Annotated in this window: 14 protein-coding genes; 6 read left to right on the forward strand and 8 right to left on the reverse strand. The window is 69.8% G+C overall.

What is annotated here, in order from left to right; translation table 11 throughout:
• Positions 1 to 56 precede the first annotated feature (56 nt).
• A complete protein-coding gene (locus AC1ROW_RS05725; protein WP_493017871.1) occupies positions 57 to 2108 on the reverse strand; it encodes a nuclease-related domain-containing DEAD/DEAH box helicase in 2052 nt (683 codons plus the stop codon).
• A 1193-nt stretch (positions 2109 to 3301) separates the two neighbouring features.
• On the opposite strand from AC1ROW_RS05725, the gene mobA reads away from it, so the two are divergent.
• Together mobA and AC1ROW_RS05735 are read left to right on the forward strand one after the other, a co-directional pair.
• A complete protein-coding gene (gene mobA, locus AC1ROW_RS05730; protein ID WP_493017872.1) occupies positions 3302 to 3874 on the forward strand; it encodes a molybdenum cofactor guanylyltransferase in 573 nt (190 codons plus the stop codon).
• On the forward strand, positions 3874 to 4122 hold the full coding sequence (locus AC1ROW_RS05735; RefSeq protein WP_493017873.1) for a DUF6457 domain-containing protein: 249 nt from the start codon (positions 3874 to 3876) through the stop codon (positions 4120 to 4122). The genes mobA and AC1ROW_RS05735 overlap by 1 nt, the downstream gene beginning before the upstream one ends.
• Positions 4123 to 4128: 6 nt before the next feature.
• On the opposite strand, the gene AC1ROW_RS05740 is transcribed toward AC1ROW_RS05735, so the two are convergent.
• Together AC1ROW_RS05740 and AC1ROW_RS05745 are read right to left on the reverse strand one after the other, a co-directional pair.
• Positions 4129 to 4653 carry a hypothetical protein gene (locus AC1ROW_RS05740; RefSeq protein ID WP_493017874.1) on the reverse strand — a complete coding sequence of 175 codons (525 nt, stop codon included), beginning with the start codon at positions 4651 to 4653 and terminating at the stop codon, positions 4129 to 4131.
• Positions 4635 to 6614, reverse strand: a complete 1980-nt coding sequence (locus AC1ROW_RS05745; protein WP_493017875.1) for a primary-amine oxidase — start codon at positions 6612 to 6614, stop codon at positions 4635 to 4637. The genes AC1ROW_RS05740 and AC1ROW_RS05745 overlap by 19 nt, the downstream gene beginning before the upstream one ends.
• A gap of 370 nt (positions 6615 to 6984) precedes the next feature.
• Here AC1ROW_RS05745 and AC1ROW_RS05750 point away from each other — a divergent pair, with 370 nt between their 5' ends.
• Positions 6985 to 7617, forward strand: a complete 633-nt coding sequence (locus AC1ROW_RS05750) for a TetR/AcrR family transcriptional regulator (RefSeq protein ID WP_493017876.1) — start codon at positions 6985 to 6987, stop codon at positions 7615 to 7617.
• An 82-nt stretch (positions 7618 to 7699) separates the two neighbouring features.
• Here the strand turns inward: AC1ROW_RS05750 and AC1ROW_RS05755 are convergent, their stop codons facing one another.
• From AC1ROW_RS05755 to AC1ROW_RS05775, 5 genes are read right to left on the reverse strand one after another with little or no spacing between them, the layout of a single operon-like run.
• Entirely contained in the window at positions 7700 to 9094 is a 1395-nt protein-coding gene (locus AC1ROW_RS05755; protein WP_493017877.1) for an aspartate ammonia-lyase, read from the reverse strand.
• The gene (locus tag AC1ROW_RS05760; protein ID WP_493017878.1) at positions 9091 to 10239 is read right to left on the reverse strand and encodes a M20 family metallopeptidase; all 1149 of its coding nucleotides are present in this window, start codon (positions 10237 to 10239) and stop codon (positions 9091 to 9093) included. The genes AC1ROW_RS05755 and AC1ROW_RS05760 overlap by 4 nt, the downstream gene beginning before the upstream one ends.
• Positions 10232 to 10903: a DUF1028 domain-containing protein gene (locus AC1ROW_RS05765; protein ID WP_493017880.1), complete on the reverse strand. Its 672-nt coding sequence runs from the start codon at positions 10901 to 10903 to the stop codon at positions 10232 to 10234. The genes AC1ROW_RS05760 and AC1ROW_RS05765 overlap by 8 nt, the downstream gene beginning before the upstream one ends.
• Positions 10900 to 11340 carry a RidA family protein gene (locus AC1ROW_RS05770; protein ID WP_493017881.1) on the reverse strand — a complete coding sequence of 147 codons (441 nt, stop codon included), beginning with the start codon at positions 11338 to 11340 and terminating at the stop codon, positions 10900 to 10902. The genes AC1ROW_RS05765 and AC1ROW_RS05770 overlap by 4 nt, the downstream gene beginning before the upstream one ends.
• Positions 11340 to 12617, reverse strand: a complete 1278-nt coding sequence (locus tag AC1ROW_RS05775; RefSeq protein WP_493017882.1) for a flavin-containing monooxygenase — start codon at positions 12615 to 12617, stop codon at positions 11340 to 11342. The genes AC1ROW_RS05770 and AC1ROW_RS05775 overlap by 1 nt, the downstream gene beginning before the upstream one ends.
• Positions 12618 to 12930: 313 nt before the next feature.
• Here AC1ROW_RS05775 and AC1ROW_RS05780 point away from each other — a divergent pair, with 313 nt between their 5' ends.
• The 3 genes from AC1ROW_RS05780 (at position 12931) to AC1ROW_RS05790 (ending at position 16891) form a co-directional block, all read left to right on the forward strand.
• Positions 12931 to 14433: an aldehyde dehydrogenase family protein gene (locus AC1ROW_RS05780; RefSeq protein WP_493017883.1), complete on the forward strand. Its 1503-nt coding sequence runs from the start codon at positions 12931 to 12933 to the stop codon at positions 14431 to 14433.
• A gap of 10 nt (positions 14434 to 14443) precedes the next feature.
• Positions 14444 to 15292 carry an HpcH/HpaI aldolase/citrate lyase family protein gene (locus AC1ROW_RS05785; protein ID WP_493017884.1) on the forward strand — a complete coding sequence of 283 codons (849 nt, stop codon included), beginning with the start codon at positions 14444 to 14446 and terminating at the stop codon, positions 15290 to 15292.
• A gap of 90 nt (positions 15293 to 15382) precedes the next feature.
• The gene (locus AC1ROW_RS05790; RefSeq protein ID WP_493017885.1) at positions 15383 to 16891 is read left to right on the forward strand and encodes an APC family permease; all 1509 of its coding nucleotides are present in this window, start codon (positions 15383 to 15385) and stop codon (positions 16889 to 16891) included.
• Positions 16892 to 16901: the final 10 nt, after the last annotated feature.

A 16901-nucleotide genomic window follows, 5' to 3' on the forward strand; every position in this document is an offset into this window, starting at 1 on the left:
ACAGGCGCTCTCGCCGTACGGCTCCGGCTGTTGGACGTGGAAGTGAACGACGAGCGTTAGGCGCACACACCGACCCAAAGGCCGTCACGTGCACGAGTCATTCCTACGTATAGCTCGCGGCGGTGAATCGTCAGGACTTCATCATCCCGGTCAGCGCCCTCGAGGAGTGATGGTGGCACACGAGGAAGCATGACGTGTTTGAACTCGAGTCCCTTCGCCCGCTTGATGGTTCCGACCTTGACCGCATCCACAGGAATCCCGGCATAATCGGTGAGCTCCAGGACGGGGATGCCCGCCGAACTGAGCGATTGAACCGCATCCCGGACCCCTTGAGTCGTCATGCAGAGAACTCCGACGTCACCAGGTGCGCACGGCAGAGTCGCAAAGTACTGGATGAACTCCCTGTCGTGTGCCGCCCTGCTCGAAAATCGCTGAGAGACCGGGACCGGACCCGACCTCGGTACGTCACTCATCGCGTCCCGACTACGGACGTCACCCTCGATGTCAGCGAACTCGTCGCCATCGATCACTGCGGAGGCGAACTCGACGATCTCCCGCGTGTTCCGATAATTGGTGGACATCACAACACCGCGCCCCGCAATCGACACACCCGCCTCCGTGAGGGAGAAGCCACCCGGATAGATCGTCTGCTGCCCATCCCCGATCAGAGTGAGCCCATCGGGCTTGTCCCCGACCAGCAAGTGAAGCATTCGTACCATGGCGCACGTGAGATCTTGCGCCTCGTCAATGATCACCCCGCCGTAGCCTTTGATCGGCGTGGCTCGAAGGGATGCCTCGGCCCGGAGGATCACATCATCGAAATCATGAACCTTGCGATGCGCGAGCTCTTCTTGATACGCCACAAAGAGTTTCCAGACCTCGCGACGTTGATCGATGCCCAGCGGGCGACGCCGACCTGTCCGCGTGAGGTCGGCGTACTGGTCGAACCGGGTCAGCCCCCGACCCTTGATCACATAACTGATCTCGTCCCGCCAATACTGAGGGTTGGCGTCGATCGCAGCGAGCGGACCGCCGGCAGCGGAACGAAGCCACGCCGATCCGAAGGCCAAATCGAGTTCTGACTTCTTGACGTTCATCCTCAGACCACGCTGCTTGAGCAAGCGCAAAGCGAATGCGTGAACGCCGACGAACTCCACCAGCTCGGTTACGTCGGGGGCGAGCCGGCCCAGAAGATTGCCGAGCACGTCAGGAAGAGTCCTCACGAAGGAGGTCACCAGGACCTTGCTTCGCTGCGACCGGGCCAGATACGCCGCACGGTGGAGGCCGACAACAGTTTTGCCTGTGCCTGCAGCTCCACGGATTCGTGCGGGCCCGTTGAACCCGCGCCTGACCAATTTCGCTTGGGTTGGATGGAGGAAAGCCATCCACTCCTCAATCGGTGCGGCCATAAGACCAGCGAGCAGGATCTCCGTGACATCCTCGACCTCGAGCAAAGGCTCTAATGCGGCCTCTGCAAGGACAGGTTCCGAAATGGTCGTTTCGATGGGGACTGGTTCGGCATTCAATACAGGAAAGTGGCTCAGAGCAGCGCCGAGAACCGAGTTGACCTGAAGGTCGGTAAGCCTACGACCGTGCGCGTTGATGTATTTCGCTGCCTGCTTCTCCCCCACCACAACGACTCCACCCACCTCGGTTGGGGGCATCGCTCTACCGGCTAGGACAACGACAACGTGAACCTCGCCGGGCGCCAGACCTAAATCCGCCATAACAGCTTCGGTCCCGAAACCGACATCTGCCAACCCGTCGTGGTCATCCGTAACGTCCGCCTGCCCGCGGAAAATTCGGCCCGCTGCGATCTCGACGTCGGCCCATGCCTTGGTGTCGACGATGAACAAACCCCCGGGTCCCACAAGTACGTGGTCTATCTGCGCCCGCGAGCGCGAACCCGGCCAGGCCCGGTCATGAAGAAAGGAGTATCCCGCGGCCGAGAGAGGCGCGAGGCTGCCCGCGACTTGTCGCTCGGTGCGGTGCGCAATCATCCACCGTTCCGCGGCGTCTCTCGCCTCGGCTGCAAGCCGCTCATGCTCCGCGGCCATGGCTAGCTGGCGGCGGCTTTCCTCGGCCGCCGAGTAACCTGCGGAACCCACAGCGAACTCCCCCCGGCTCGAACTGCTATTCAAGTTCAAACCGAGTCCAGTTTTGCCGCGCCAGGGCCCGCTCGACACACCCAGTAAGAGGCACGCGTGCGCGAGGCCGGTCGGTGCGGCAGCAGTAGCCGCACTCGAAGACGAAGCCGGAATCACCTTCGACGCGGCAGCATGACGGTTATTCCAGTCCGACACGGCGCGAAATACTCGACGCTGCGCGTCACAGTGAATACGAAACTGAATCTCCCAGCGTCAAGATCCAGCTCGACGTCGGCACGACAAACGGTCATCCGATTCCAACGGTCATCGCCGAGAATTCGGTGACGATCCTGCAATGGGGGACATCCATCAGACGATCGCACGACAAGGTTGCCGTTCGACGCTTCCAGATGACGACAACTCTCACCGCTGACGACTTATTTGCGAAGCCGCCACCGCGGCAGCACGCCATCGAAGGTTGTTGGCGACATTGATAACGGACGCAACGCCCGTGATGCTGAACGTCGTGTCGACGCGCCATTGTATTGGGGAGAATTCGAACTACAAGCGGGGATAAATGACAAGCCGATACGACGATCTCGATGCTGCTCTTGAACTCGAGCAGAAGATCACATCAGACCTACGCTAGGCGTTTGAACACCGAGGTTGCCGAATCGTTCATCACGGGACGAACTCGGGCGGTCGCCACTCACCGGGCGGGATGGCAGACGTCGAAATCCAAGATCTGGCCAACGAGAGGCTGATCCTGGTCGAAGTGACCAAGCGGCGCGGATCGGCCGCCGACGGAGAGTTTCCGGCCATCTCCGACCATCTAAAGCGCGCCGTCGCCGCCGGCGGATACTCGACCTACGGAATGCTGTATGTGTCACCAAGCACGTCTGCCCGTGGGGAGAACGTGAAGTCGACGGCGCGCCCGTTGAGATCCCTGAAATATTGCGTAGCTACGCGGTGGCAGCCCAACTCGCATTCCGTGCGCGGCCCAACTGGATGGTCGCCTTCGTCCCAGCGATCTGAGACTTCGGTCCACGTCGCCAGACCTCCCAGAAGGACGAAAGGCGAGTGTGAGACGCCCAATGGCCGTCGAGTGCACAGGGTAAGAAAAGCGCTCGCAGCCGGAAGGAAATGCCTTGTGTAGGGAATGGCGCGGCCAGCAGCGCTCGTGCCGCACCCCCGACCGTGCCAGGCTGGACCTCGTGCCCGTCCCTCCCCCGCCGCCCGCCGCCATCGTCATCGCCGGCGGCCGCTCGACGCGTTTCGGCAGTGACAAGCTGCGTGCGGAGGTCGACGGGCGCACGCTGCTGCAGCGGACGATGGAGGCCGTGGGCGGCTGTGCGACGGTCGTCCTCGTGTCGGCGACCAACGAGACCGTCCCGCGCGGGGTCGTGACCGTGTCCGAGTTTCCGCGGTGGGGTGGGCCGTGCGCGGGGATCGCGGCGGGCGTCGCGGCGTTGCCCGAGGAGGCCGCGGAGACGCTCATCGTGTCGGCCGATCTTGCGCGGCCACGCAGCACGGTCGCCGCGCTGCACGCCATCGATGTGGGCATTCTGGCCGATCACGACGGCAATGTGCAGTGGCTGCTCGCGCGGGTCCCGGTCGCGGCGCTCAGGGCGCAGCTCGACGCGCTCGACGCGGCCGGCGGCACCGCCGGGCGGCCGGTCCGCGCGCTGATCGGGCACCTCGGACTCCCGATCGTCCGCGCCCACCGCGACGCGGTCGCGGACATCGACGAACAGCACGACCTCGAACGACTGAAGGAGCGACACTGATGGAACCGCAGGAACTCGACGCATGGGCCGGCGCCGCCGCGCGGCGGCTCGGGGTGAGCCTGGAGCCGGGCGATGTCTCCGCGCTGCTCGACCTCGCGAAGGACGCCGCCCACGGGGTGACGCGGCCAGCGGCGCCGCTCACGGCCTACATTGCCGGGATGGCGGTGGCCTCGGGGCGCACGCTCGAGGATGTCGCACGGGAGCTCAGGGTCGCGATCGCGGAGTCCGGGCACGGCACCGAAGGCTGACGCCGCCTACATCACCGCCATCAGCAGGACGCCGACGGCCATCCCGGCGACCTCGCCGAGCTCCAGGAGGCCGCGCGCAGCGGGACGACGCGACAGTCCGCGAGCCCGCACCATCGTGACGAGCAGCCACGCACTGTACGCGAGATACCCCGCGACGAACCCGACCACGATAGCGCCGAGCGAGACCCCGTGGGCGTGCGCAGAAAGAGACGGCTCCCGCGCCATCCCCAGCGACATCGCCACCAGCGCCGCCATCGTCACCCCGCCGAGCGCCCGGTGCAGGCTCATCGGCGGCACCCTCCCGGACCGCCGCTGCAGCGCGAATCCCGCCGAGGCCAGCGACAACACGATGGCGGCCAGTCCGACGCCGGGCACGGACGACCCGAGCACGCATCCCGCCATCGCGAGCACCATCAGCCCGGCCGACACCCACACCCGCACCGGGCGCGGCGAGCCCAGCAGGCAGCACGCGGAGACCGTGGAGGCCCCGAGCGCGCCCACGTCGAGCAGCATCAGTGCCCGCAGGTGCAATCGGCGCCGCAGGAGGCTGCAGAAGCAGCAGCACCCGCCGTGTGGCACGACGACGACGTCGACCGCGGCACGTCCAGCGTCGGGTTCCGGTCGAAGAACCCGTACGGCTTGAGCGTGAAGCCGGCGTAGTCCACGGGCATGATCGGCCAGTCCTCCAGGCGCGGGAAGTGCGTCAGCCCGAAGGTGTGCCAGACGACGATGTCCTCGCCGTCGAGCGGGCGGTCCTGGGCGACGTAGGCCGGAAGCCCCGCGCCGCCGGGGTGCAGGTTCACCGCGTATCCGGCCGCCCACAGCTCCGACGGCTCGTACTGCGTCACCCACAGGTGGTGCGCGGCGAAACCGGCGCGGCGACGCTGGTGCGCCTCGTCCGCGGAGAACAGCGCGGGCTCCGACGACGGGTGCAGCACGTAGCTCGTGGGGCGGCCGACGCGGTTGCGGCGGGAGGCGCTGCTGATCGACCAGACGCGGCCCACCGAACCGTCGGCGTCCCGGACGGCCGAGGCCTCCGACGACAGGCGCGTGATGGTCCGGCCGATCGCGCTCCCCCACGGGTTGCTCTCCGAGACCGGCACGCGCGCGACGTCGATCTCGTCGACCGCGTTGGCGACGCCGTCCACGGTCATATCGAGCCGGGCGCAGAACATGTGCTGGTGCACGGGTGCGCCGAGGCCGGGGCCGAGCGGGGTGGAGTACGGGTCGTCGCCGCCGTCGTGGGCGCCGGTGAAGACGATGCCGGTCGCCTTGGCCTCCACCTCGAACGTGCCGTCCAGGTAGAAGTAGAAGTAGAAGCCGTAGTCGTAGTTGCCGACGGTGGTGAAGAAGGAGACGACGAGGCGGCGCTGGCGGCGGGCCTCGGAGGTGTGGGTGAACTCGTCGGTGTGCTTCCAGAGGATGCCGTAATCCTCCTCGTGGACGCAGATCGCGTTTTTGATCGTGCGCGGGCGGCAGAAGTCGTCGGCGACCACCGCGTCCAGGTAGAAGATGTCGCCGAGGCAGTCGCAGCCGAGCTCCAGCGAGTTCGCGAGGCGGCCGAACTGGTACTCGCCGGCGTCGTAGTAGTTCTGCCAGCCGTGGATGGGCGTCGGGTCGGCGTAGTTGACGACCATCTCCGAGATGGAGGCCCGGTGCATGATCGGGCGGCGCTCCTGCTGGTAGGTGAAGGCGACGTCGTGGAGGGTGAGGCCCTCGCGGCCGTTGAAGCCGACGCGGAGGTCCCAGTTCTCCCAGCTCAGCACGCCGTCCCGGTACTGGAAGCTGACGCCCTCCGGCTGGGTGATCTCGATCGGCTTCAGCGACGTGCGCAGCGGGCCGGTGACCTCCGGGTCGAGGTAGTCGCCGGACTCCAGCGGCACGGTGCCGATCGGGGTCTCGACCAGGCGGATCACGGAGCGCGAGAGGGTGTCGACGTGCGCGACGAGGCCGTCGATCGGGTGCGCCCACGGGAGGTCGGACTCGCTCTGCTGCACGAAGGCGAGCACGCGGAACATCCGGCGGCCCTCTTCGTCGTCGTAGTCGAAGTGGCCGGCGGTCAACGGGCAGGTGCGCACCGTGCTGATGTCGTGGATGCCGCGCTTGGCGAGCGCGGCGACCCAGCCGGCGTCGGCTTTGACGATCTCGTCCACGAGGCCGAACTCCTCGTCCAGCACGGGCGCGGTGCCCTCGGTGACGGGGTCGAGCTCGCGAGTGTGGACGACCTCCCCCGCGGCGAGGTCGGCGACGGCGTGGGTGACGGCGCCGGTGGCGAAGTCGAGCAGCAGGGTCTCCACCTCGCGGTGCAGCGTGGCGGCGCGGTCCGGGTCGAGGACGTCGCGCTTGTGCGGCTCCCGCAGCATCACGTAGGTGAACCGGGTGTGCTCGGACACGAGGCCGGCGGAGGCGAACACCTCGCGGGCGCGGTCGATCTCGGCTCCGGTGAGCGCGGCGAGCGGGTGAGAGGTCGCGGTGGCGATCGTCAGGGACATTCCAGAACTCCTTCGTCGGTGGGATCCCGATGGTTATTGACTATAGCGTCAAAATCCGGCTGAGGGAAGCGCGATGTTGGTAACGGAGGAGATTCGGGACGACACGCCGGGTCTGGGCAGGTAGCGGAGGAGATCGGGCGGGGTGGGGGGCGGGAGTCCTCCGTTGGTGGCGCGGCGGGAGGCAGCGCCGCGCGTGTGGGCGGGCGCGGGTGCGGGGCAACGGAGGAGATTCGGGCCCTCGGAGGTGGCCCCTCCTCCGTTCGCTGCGGTATCGGGGGTCGCGGAGGTCGACCTCCTCCGTTCCCGACGCGAAGCGCCCGGCTGGGGCCCCTGCTCCGACCTCCGCGTCGCGTCGTGCAAGATGGGGAGCGTGCCGAAGATCGTCGATCACGACCAGCGCCGCCGCGACATCGTGGACGCCTACCTGCGCGTGCTCGCGCGCACCGGCGCCGCCGGGACGCACGGCCGCTCGGTCGCGGCCGACCTCGGCGTGGTGCCCGGGACCCTCTGGCACTACTTCGACTCCGTCGAGCAGATCGCGGAGGCAGCGGCCCAGCGGGGAATCGACCGTACCCTGGAGCGGATCGCGGCGCGCACGGGCGAGGCCCGCGGGCTTGCGGCCCTGCTCGCGATCGCGGAGGAGATCCTGCCGACCTCCGCGGTGACACGCGAGGAGGCGCGCGTGGTCGTGGCCTTCTGGGGCCAGGTGCACCCGGGATCCGACCCGCGCTCGGCATTCGGGCGGCCGCGGGAGTTCACCGAGCTGACGCGCTCGGCGCTGAGGGAGGCCGTGGCCGACGGCGAGCTCGTGGCGGCCACACCGGTCGAGCCGCTGGTGCGGCTCCTGGACTCGGTCTACGCGGGCGAGCAGGTGATCTGGGTGGCGGAGTCCGCGGACGACGACGTGAGCCAGGTGCGGCGGACGTTCGCGACGGCGGTGCTGCCGTGGCTGGGCGACGTGGTGTCCGCCGCCGCGGCCACGCTCCGAGCCTGGACCCGCTGACCCCCAGCCATCGATTCCGGAGTTCTGCACGCGACACGCCGGGCCGCAGCGTGCACAACTCCGGAAGAGTTGGAGGGGCGGCTCAGCACGCCCCGGTCAACGCCCGCGGGTCGGTGATCGCGTCGTACTCCTCCGCCGTCAGCAGCCCGCGGCCGACGATGGCCGCGCGCACGTCTCCCCCGGTCTCCAGCGCCTCGTGCGCGATCTGCGCGGCGGTCGTGTAGCCGATCCGCGGCGTCAGCGCGGTCACCAGCCCGACGGAGGACGCCACGCGGATGCGCAGCAGCTCGGCGTCGGCCTGGATGCCGTCCACGCAGTTCACCCGGAGCGTCCGGCAGGCGTTCGTGAGCCAGGTCAGCCCCTGCAGCAGCGCGTTGGCGATCACCGGTTCGAAGGCGTTGAGCTGGAGCTGGCCGTTGTCGGCGGCCATCGTGATCGACACGTCGGCGCCCGCGATCGCGAAGGCGACCTGGTTGACGACCTCCGGGATGACCGGGTTGACCTTGCCCGGCATGATCGATGAGCCCGCCTGGCGCGGCGGCAGGTGCAGCTCGCCGAAGCCGAACTGCGGGCCGCTGGACAGCAGCCGCAGGTCCGAGGAGATCTTCGAGAGCTTGATCGCGGCGCGCTTCAGGGCGGCCGAGACCAGCATGAAGACCCCGGTGTCGGAGGTCGCCTCGATGAGGTCGGTCGCGGTCACCAGCGGCAAGCCGGTCAGCCCAGCCAGCTGGCGGACGACCGCGGCGGCATAGCCGGGCGACGCCGTGATGCCGGTGCCGATCGCCGTCGCGCCGAGATTGATCTCCGCGAGCAGCGGGATGGTCTCGGTCAGCCGCAGGTTGTCCTCGTCCATCGTCACCGCGAACGCCGTGAACTCCTGGCCGAGCGTCATCGGCACGGCGTCCTGGAGCTGGGTGCGGCCGATCTTCACGTGGTCCCGGAACTCCACCCCCTTGGCGCGGAACGCCGCCGCGAGCAGCGCGTGCTCGGCGATCAGCCGCCGCAGCCCGATCGTGAGCGCGACCTTGACGGCCGTCGGGTACACGTCGTTGGTGCTCTGGCTGCGGTTGACGTGATCCAGCGGGTGGATGACGTCGTACCTCGCGCGCGGGAGCCCGAGGCGTTCGAGCGCGCGGTTCGCGATCACCTCGTTAGCGTTCATGTTGGTGGAGGTGCCGGCGCCTCCCTGGATCAGGTCGACGACGAACTGGTCGTGCAGGCCGCCGTCCACGATGTCCTGGCACGCGGCGTCGATCACCTCCGCGACTCGCGGCTCCAGCACCCCGATCTCCGCGTTCGCCCGCGCGGCCGCCTGCTTGACCAGCGCGAGCGCGGTCACGAGCTCGGGATACGTCCCGATCCCGCGCCCGGAGATCGGGAAGTTCTCGACGGCGCGCTGCGTGTTCGCGCCCCAGTAGGCGTCGGCCGGGACCTCGACCGGGCCGAGCGAGTCGTGCTCGGTGCGGATGGCGGTCACGACACGAAATCCACGACGGTCTGCGCGAGCGCGACGGCGGCATCCCGCAGCGCCTTCTCCGCCAGCGGCCCGACGCACGCGGCGGCGAACTCCGGCTGGTGGTTGGTGGCGGGGAGGCTGCCGACACCGATGTACGGATGGATGGCCGGGACGACCTGAGACACGTTGCCCATGTCGGTGGAGGCGCGGTTCATCCGGCCGGCGGCGGAGCTCCCGTCGAATACCCTCCCCAGTGCCTCCGCGTTGGCGCGGTAGAACCCGAGCGCCCGCTGGTCGTTGCGGAACTCCGAGTACGGCTTGCTCTCCGGTGTGATGGTGAGCGTCGTCCCGGAGGCCAGCGCACCCGCCTCGAAGCAGCGGTTCACCTTATCCTCGATGCGCTCCAGCTCGGCCAGCGTCTCGGCGCGGACGTACCAGCGGCCCTCGGTGCGGTCGGGGATGGCGTTGGGCGCCTGCCCGCCGACCGTCTGGATGCCGTGCACGCGCGCGGAGTGCGGCAGCTGCTGGCGCAGCAGACCGATGGCGACCTGCGCGACCACGAAGGCGTCGTTGGCGTTGACGCCCTCCTCCGGGTACGCGCCGGCGTGGGCCGCCTTGCCGTCGTAGCGGATGTGCGAGTGCGCCACCGCGAACGGCCGGGCTTCGGCGACGTCCACCGGCCCGGGATGCGCCATGAGCGCGAGGTCGAGCCCGGCGAACGCGCCGCGGTCGAGCAGCTCGATCTTGCCGCCGCCGCCCTCCTCCGCCGGGGTGCCGTAGACCTCCACGGTGATGCCGAGCTCATCGACCAGCGCAGCAAGAGCGCCGGCGACGCCGACCGCGATCGCGGCGATGAGGTTGTGCCCGCAAGCGTGGCCGAGGCCGGGGAGCGCGTCGTACTCGGCGCAGACGCCGATGCGCACCGGGCCTGTGCCGGAGGTGGCGAGGAACGCCGTGTCCAGCCCGAGGTAGGCCGGTGTCACGGCGAAGCCGCGGGAGGCCAGCGCCTCCTGCAGGCGCGCGCTGGAGCGGTGCTCGTTCCAAGCGGTCTCGGGGTCGGCGTGTAGGGCCTCGGACAGGACGATGAGCGACGGGAGGTCCGCGTCGACCAGCGCGCGGGCGCGGTCCTTCACCGCCGCCGCCGCAGCGACCGCGACGTCACTCATCCCCCGGCACCCCATAGCTCGGCGCCCCCGCCGGCATCAGCCCGCGCGTCACGTAGGCGTCCCGCTGCGGCAGCCATGTCTCCACCAGGATCTGCCCCAGCAGCTCGACAGGGTTCTCTGCCCAGTCCACACGGAGGTCGGTGACCCGCCAGCCGGCGTCGCGCACGACCGCGACGCCGGCCGAGTGCACCGGCCCCTCCTCGCCGCCGGCGGCGATCGCGGCCTGGAGCGCGGCCAGCAGCCGAACCTCCAGCTCGCCGGTGGAGGCCTCGAAGGCGTCCACCATGAGCTGCGGCACATCGTCGCGCGCCAGCATGTTGCCCGCCGCGACCGCGTGCGCCGACTGCGCCTGGCCGTGGTGGCCGAGCACGTGCGAGCCGGAGTGGATGGCCGAGCGGCCGTTCCGGTCGATCACGAGGAGCTGCCGGTAGTCGATGTCCGGCGTGGAGTCCACGACCCACGCCAGCAGCTCCTCCACCGGGCGGCCGTCGCGCAGTCCGTCGATCAGCCGCGGGCCGAGGCGCGGGTCGGTGATGTTCTGGGAGTGCGCGCCGCCGACGCCGTCGGCCAGGTTCACGCAGCGGGCGGCGACGGCGGGCGACGAGGAGCAGATGGCGGAGCCGATCGCCCCGGTGTCGTCGACGGCGAGGATGGAGAACGTCACGCGGCGCCTCCCGCCACGGCCGCGGGCGAGCTGATGACCGCCGTGGCGTCGATCTCGACCAGCCACTCCGGCCGGGCCAGCGCCGACACGACGATGCCGGTGGAGACCGGGAAGACGCCCTTCAGCCAGCGGCCGACGACGCGGTAGACGGCCTCCCGGTAGCGCGGGTCGATGATGTAGATGACCACCTTCACGATGTCCTCGAGGCTCGAGCCGGCCTCCTCCAGCAGCATCGCGATGTTCGCCATGGCTTTCTCGGCCTGCGCCTCGACGTCGCCGATGCCGACCGACTCACGGGTCTCCAGGTCCTGGCCGATCTGACCGCGCAGGTAGACGACGCCGCCGGCGACGACGGCCTGGCAGAGGTCGTTGTCGAGGTTCTGCTCAGGGTAGGTGTCCTTGGTGTTGAACGGGCGGATACGGGTGTGGGTCGGCATCAGACGGCTGCTCCTTCCGCCGCGACCGCGGCGTTCTCGTACGACAGGTAGGTGCGCTGGATCTGGATCTGGTCGGCGATGTAGGCGGCGTCGTGCCAGACGCCCCAGATGAAGCTGGAGCCGCGGCGCGATTGCCACGGCAGCCCCAGGAAGTAGACGCCGCGCTCGGCGGAGACGCCGCGCTGGTGCACCGGACGGCCCGCGGCGTCCAGCGCGTCCACCTGCAACCAGCCGTAGTCGACGCCGAAGCCGGTCGCCCAGACGATGGAGCTGATGCCTGCGGCGGCGAGGTCGAGTTCGGTGACCGGGTCGGTGACGCAGGCGGGGTCGGGGCCGAGGATGCGCGCCTCCGGCTCCTCGGGCAGGTCGAGGCCGTTGCGCTCGATGTAGGCGTCGGCCTCATCGAGCACCGAGAGGTAGTTGGCGTCGCCGGCGTGGATGTTGGCCGCGAGGTCGCTCCCGAACCGGATCACGCCGTCCACGTAGTCCTGCGTGCGGCCGACGAGCGTGATGCCGCACTCGGCCAGCTCGCGGAAGTCGACGGTGCGTCCCCCGCGGGCGCCGCTGACGGCGATGGTCACGTGCTCGGCGCCGGCGGCGGGCGCGGAGGCCTCCCACTTGCCGAGGACGCCCAGCCACCACACGTTGTCCCGGCCGCGGTAGCGGCGCGGCGGCCGGTCGTGCGGCCCGACCGAGAGGTGCACCTGCCGGCCGGCGCGCCGGAGCTCGTCGGCGATCTGCACGCCGGACGAGCCGGCGCCGACGACGAGCACGCCGCCCTCCGGCAGCTGCGCGGGGTTGCGGTAGTCGCTGGAGTGCAACTGCTGGACGCCCGCGTCGGCCGGGATGACGGTGGGGATGACCGGCTTCTGGAACGGACCGGTCGCCGCGACGACATAGCGCGCCGTGTAGGAGCCATCGGTGGTCTCCACCCGGAAGCCGGGCGCGCCCTGGTTGCGGCGCACCGACAGCACCTCCACCCCGCTGCGGATCGGCGCGTTCGTCATCGCGGCGTAGGAGACGAAGTAGTCGGCGACGCGCTCCTTGGGGGCGAAGCCGTCCGGGTCGACGTCGTCGAACTCCAGGCCGGGGAAGCGGTCGTGCCAGGCGGGGCCGTTGGCGACGAGCGAGTCCCAGCGGCCCGAGCGCCAGCGCTCGGCGATGCGGCCGCGCTCCAGTACGAGATGCGGGATGCCGCGCTCGGTCAGGTGGGCGCTCATCGCGACACCGGCCTGTCCCGCGCCGACGACGAGGACCTCGATCTCCTGGCTCGACATGCTGATCTCCTTCGCTGATCCGTGGTGGTCTGTGCTGTTCCGTGGATGTCTGGCCATTGTCAGCAGGCCGCAGCGAATCTGTAAAACAATGAGAATCGCCGTACTGGATCAGTTGAAGTGATGCTTCGCGTGCGTCGTGCGCACGCGAATCATCCCTGCCACGAAACCGTCCAGAGTTGGTCCACTCGGCTGCATCACTTCGAGCGATGCAGTGCAACGCTTTTCAGCGCTCGTTCCGATGCACCACTCGTGCGTACTCTGCGAAGACCACGGCGGGAGGTTCCCGACCGTGGCGAACGGAGGAGAGCCCCGCATGACGCTCGAGACCACGACGACCGCGGCCACCCCGGAGGCCGTCCCGCGCCTCGCGACCCGCATCGACGGGCGCGCCGTCATCGGCGGCGACCGCGTCCCGTCCGCGTCGGGCGAGACGTTCGTCACGATCAACCCGGCCACCGGCGAACCGCTCGCGGAGGTCGCCAAGGGCGGCTCCGTCGACGTCGACCGCGCCGTGGCCGTCGCCCGCGCCGCCTTCGAGTCCGGCGTCTGGAGCCGCCGCGACGCCGCCGACCGCGGCGCCGTCCTCCGCCGCCTCGCCGACCTCATCGAGCGGAACGCCGACGAACTCGCCCTCCTCGAATCCCTCGACATGGGCAAGCCGCTGTCGCAGACCAGCACGGTCGACGTGCCCGGCACCGCGGCGACGTTCCGCTGGTACGGCGAACTCGCCGACAAGCTCACGGACGAGGTGCCGTCCACTCCCCCGGGATCGACCGCCATCGTCAGCCGGGTCGCGCTCGGCGTCGTCGCCGCGATCGTCCCGTGGAACTACCCGCTCGACATCGCCGCCTGGAAGCTCGCGCCCGCCCTCGTCGCCGGCAACAGCGTCGTGCTGAAGCCGGCCGAGACCACCAGCCTGACCGCGCTCCGGCTCGGCGAGCTGGCGCTGGAGGCCGGCATCCCGCCCGGCGTGCTCAACGTCGTCCCCGGCCCCGGCTCGGTGATCGGCCGCGCGCTCGGCCTCCACCCGGACGTCGACGCGCTCACCTTCACCGGCTCCACCGCCGTCGCCAAGAAGCTGCTGACCTACGCCGGCGAGTCGAACCTGAAGCGGCTGAGCCTGGAGGCCGGCGGCAAGAGCTCCAACCTGATCTTCGCCGACGTGGCGGACCTGGCTCTGGCCGCCGAGAAGGCCGCCTTCGGCGCGTTCTACAACCAGGGCGAGGTCTGCTCGGCCAACTCGCGGATCTTCGTCGAGCGCCCGGTCTACGACGAGTTCGTCGGGCTGCTCACGAAAGCCAGCGAGGCGTACCGCTCGGGCGACCCGCTCGACCCGGCCAGCGGCAACGGCGCGCTCGTCTCGGAGTCGCACGCCGACGGCGTCGCCGCCGCGATCGAGGCCGCCGCCCGCGACGGCGAGCTGATCGGCGGCCAGCGCATCCAGCGGCAGGGCTCGCGCGCGTTCATCGACCCGGCGATCGTCGCGGGCCTCCCGCTGTCGCACGCCCTGCACCGCGACGAGGTCTTCGGCCCGCTGGTCGTCGTCCAGGCCTTCGACCACGAGGACGACGCCGTGCGCGCTGCGAACGCGACCGACTACGGCCTCGCCGCGTCGCTCTGGACCTCCAGCCTCTCCCGCGCCCACCGGGTGTCCGAGCGGCTGGTCGCCGGCACCGTCTCGGTGAACACCGTGGACGCGCTCGGCTCCACGACCCCGTTCGGCGGGTTCAAGCAGTCCGGCTTCGGCCGCGACCTCTCCCGCCACGCCATCGACAACTACGTGGGCCTGAAGACCACGTGGTTCCAGCACGCGTAGGAGGCCGGCGATGACGATGCAGCTCGACGTCACGCCCCGCTCGACGACCCGGGTGCCGCCCGAGGTCGCGCGCTCCTGGCTGCTGATCTCGGCCGCCCGGCTCGACCCCGTCGCGGTCGCCGGGTCGCAGGCGGACGCGGTCGTCATCGACCTGGAGGACGCGATCGACGCCTCCCGCAAAGAGATGGAGCGCGAGCGCGTCGCACGCTTCCTGGAGTCCGCCGGCGAGGCGTGGGTGCGCGTGAACGACCGCACCTCGGCGTTCTGGGCCGGCGACCTGGACCGGCTGCGCGGCCTCCCCGGGCTGCTCGGGGTCGTGCTCGCGAAGACCGAGGACGCCGCCCACGTCACCGAGACCGCGGAGCGGCTGGGCGGCGCGACTGCGGTCGTCGCCCTGATCGAGTCCGCTCTCGGGATCGAGAACGCGGCCCTGATCGCCCGCGCCCCCGGCGCCTTCCGCCTGGCGTTCGGAAGCGGCGACTACCGCCGCGACACCGGCGTCGCCAACTCCGAGGTCGCCCTGGCCTACCCGCGCTCGCGGCTCGTCGTCGCCAGCCGCGTCGGCGGCCTCCCCGGCCCGATCGACGGACCGTCGGTGGTCGACGGCGCGCCGATCCTGACCGAGCAGTCGCGGGCGGCCGCCGCGCTCGGCCTCACCGGACGGCTCTGCCTGCGCGAGACCCAGGTCGGCATCGTCAACGAGGTGATGGCGCCCTCCGCCGAGGACGTGTCCTGGGCCAGCGGCTTCCTCGCGGAGTTCGAGGAGGCCGGCAGGGTCGTGCGTGACGGCAGCGACCTCCCGCGGCTCGGCCGTGCCGAGAGGATCCTCCGCCTCGACCGCGCGTTCAGCGCCGGGTAACGCCTCCCCACCGGCTGAGCGTCCCCGCCCCGCCGGATTTCCCCCACCAGTCCCCACCCGAAGAGAATGCAAGGACGAAGGAGTCCCCCGATGACCGACACGAAGCTCCAGACCTCGAACATCCGAACCCAGCATTTCCGCAAGACCCTCGGCCGGCTCGACATCGTCTTCCTGTCGATCAGCGCGGTCATCTCCATCGACACCGTCGCCCAGATCGCTGCGGGAGGCGGCGCCGAGGCGTTCACCTGGACGGCCGTGATCGGGATCACCTTCCTCTTCCCGTACGCGCTCGTCATCTCCGAGCTCGGCAGCACGTTCCACGACGAGGGCGGCCCCTTCGTGTGGGTGCGGCTCGCGTTCGGCAAGCTCACCGCGGCGATCGCGACGCTGTTCTACTGGATCACCAACCCGCTCTGGATGGGCGGCTCGCTGGTGTTCATCTCCGCGGCGACCTGGGGCGCCTACATCGCCCCGCTTCCGGAGGGGAGCGCCGGGGACATCGTGTTCAAGCTGGTGTTCATCTGGCTGGCCATCGGTACCGCGATCATCGGCCTCCAGTACGGCAAGCACATCGTCGCGGCCGGCGCGATCGTCAAGATCCTGCTGCTGGTGGTGTTCGTCGTCACCGTGGCCGTCTACGCGATCAAGAACGGCGTGCACGGGTATGCGGCAGGCGCGTTCTCGCCGACGCTCGGCGGCTTCCTCGCGGTGACCCCGGTCATCCTCTTCGCGGTCGTCGGCTTCGAGGCGCCGAACGGCGCGGCGGAGGAGATGCGCGACCCGCAGCGCGACGTCCCGCGGGCGATCACGTCGTCCGGCATCGTGTCGATCCTCTGCTACCTCGTGCCGATCTTCGCCATCCTGGCGGTGCTGCCGGCGAACAAGGTGCAGGGCGCGAGCGGCCTCCTCGACGCCTTCAAGGAGGTCTTCTCGGTCTACGGCATCGCGACCGGCCCGGTGATGTTCATCGCAGCGCTGCTGTTCGTGTTCGTGGTGCTCACCCAGGCGAGCGCGTGGATGATCGCCTCCGACCGCGTGCAGGCCGCCGCCGGCGCGGACGGCGCGTTCTTCCGCTACTTCGGCGTCTTCTCGAAGCGGTTCGGCACCCCGGTGCGGATGAACCTGCTCTCCGGGATCGTGGCCACGGTGTTCTGCGTCGCGGCGACGCTGCTGCTCAAGGGCAGCACGGCGGCGGTGTTCACGGTGGTGCTCACGGTCGCGATCTCCACCCTGCTGCTGTCGTACCTGGTGATCTTCCCGTCCATCGTGCGGCTGCGCCGCAAGTACCCGGACGTCGAGCGCCCCTTCCGGGTGCCGGGAGGCCGGGCCGGGCTGTGGATCGCGGTCGTGATCATCTACGCGTGGGTGCTGCTCGGGTCGTGGGTCGCGGTCTTCCCGGGAACGCTGGAGGGGCTGCTCGGGGTCAAGTACGACTTCGTCGACACCTGGGGCGTCGACCGGCCGACCTTCGAAGGGTTCACGGTGGGGACGCTGATCGTCATCACGGTGCTGGCGCTGGCCGGGTACTTCTGGCAGCGGTCCCGCGACCGCCGCGTCGACCCGGGGCCGGAGGTGCTGCTGGAGCCGGTGCGCGACTGAGGCGCTGCAC

The sequence above is a fragment of the Leifsonia sp. GW821-FHT13C09 genome, assembly GCF_058806435.1.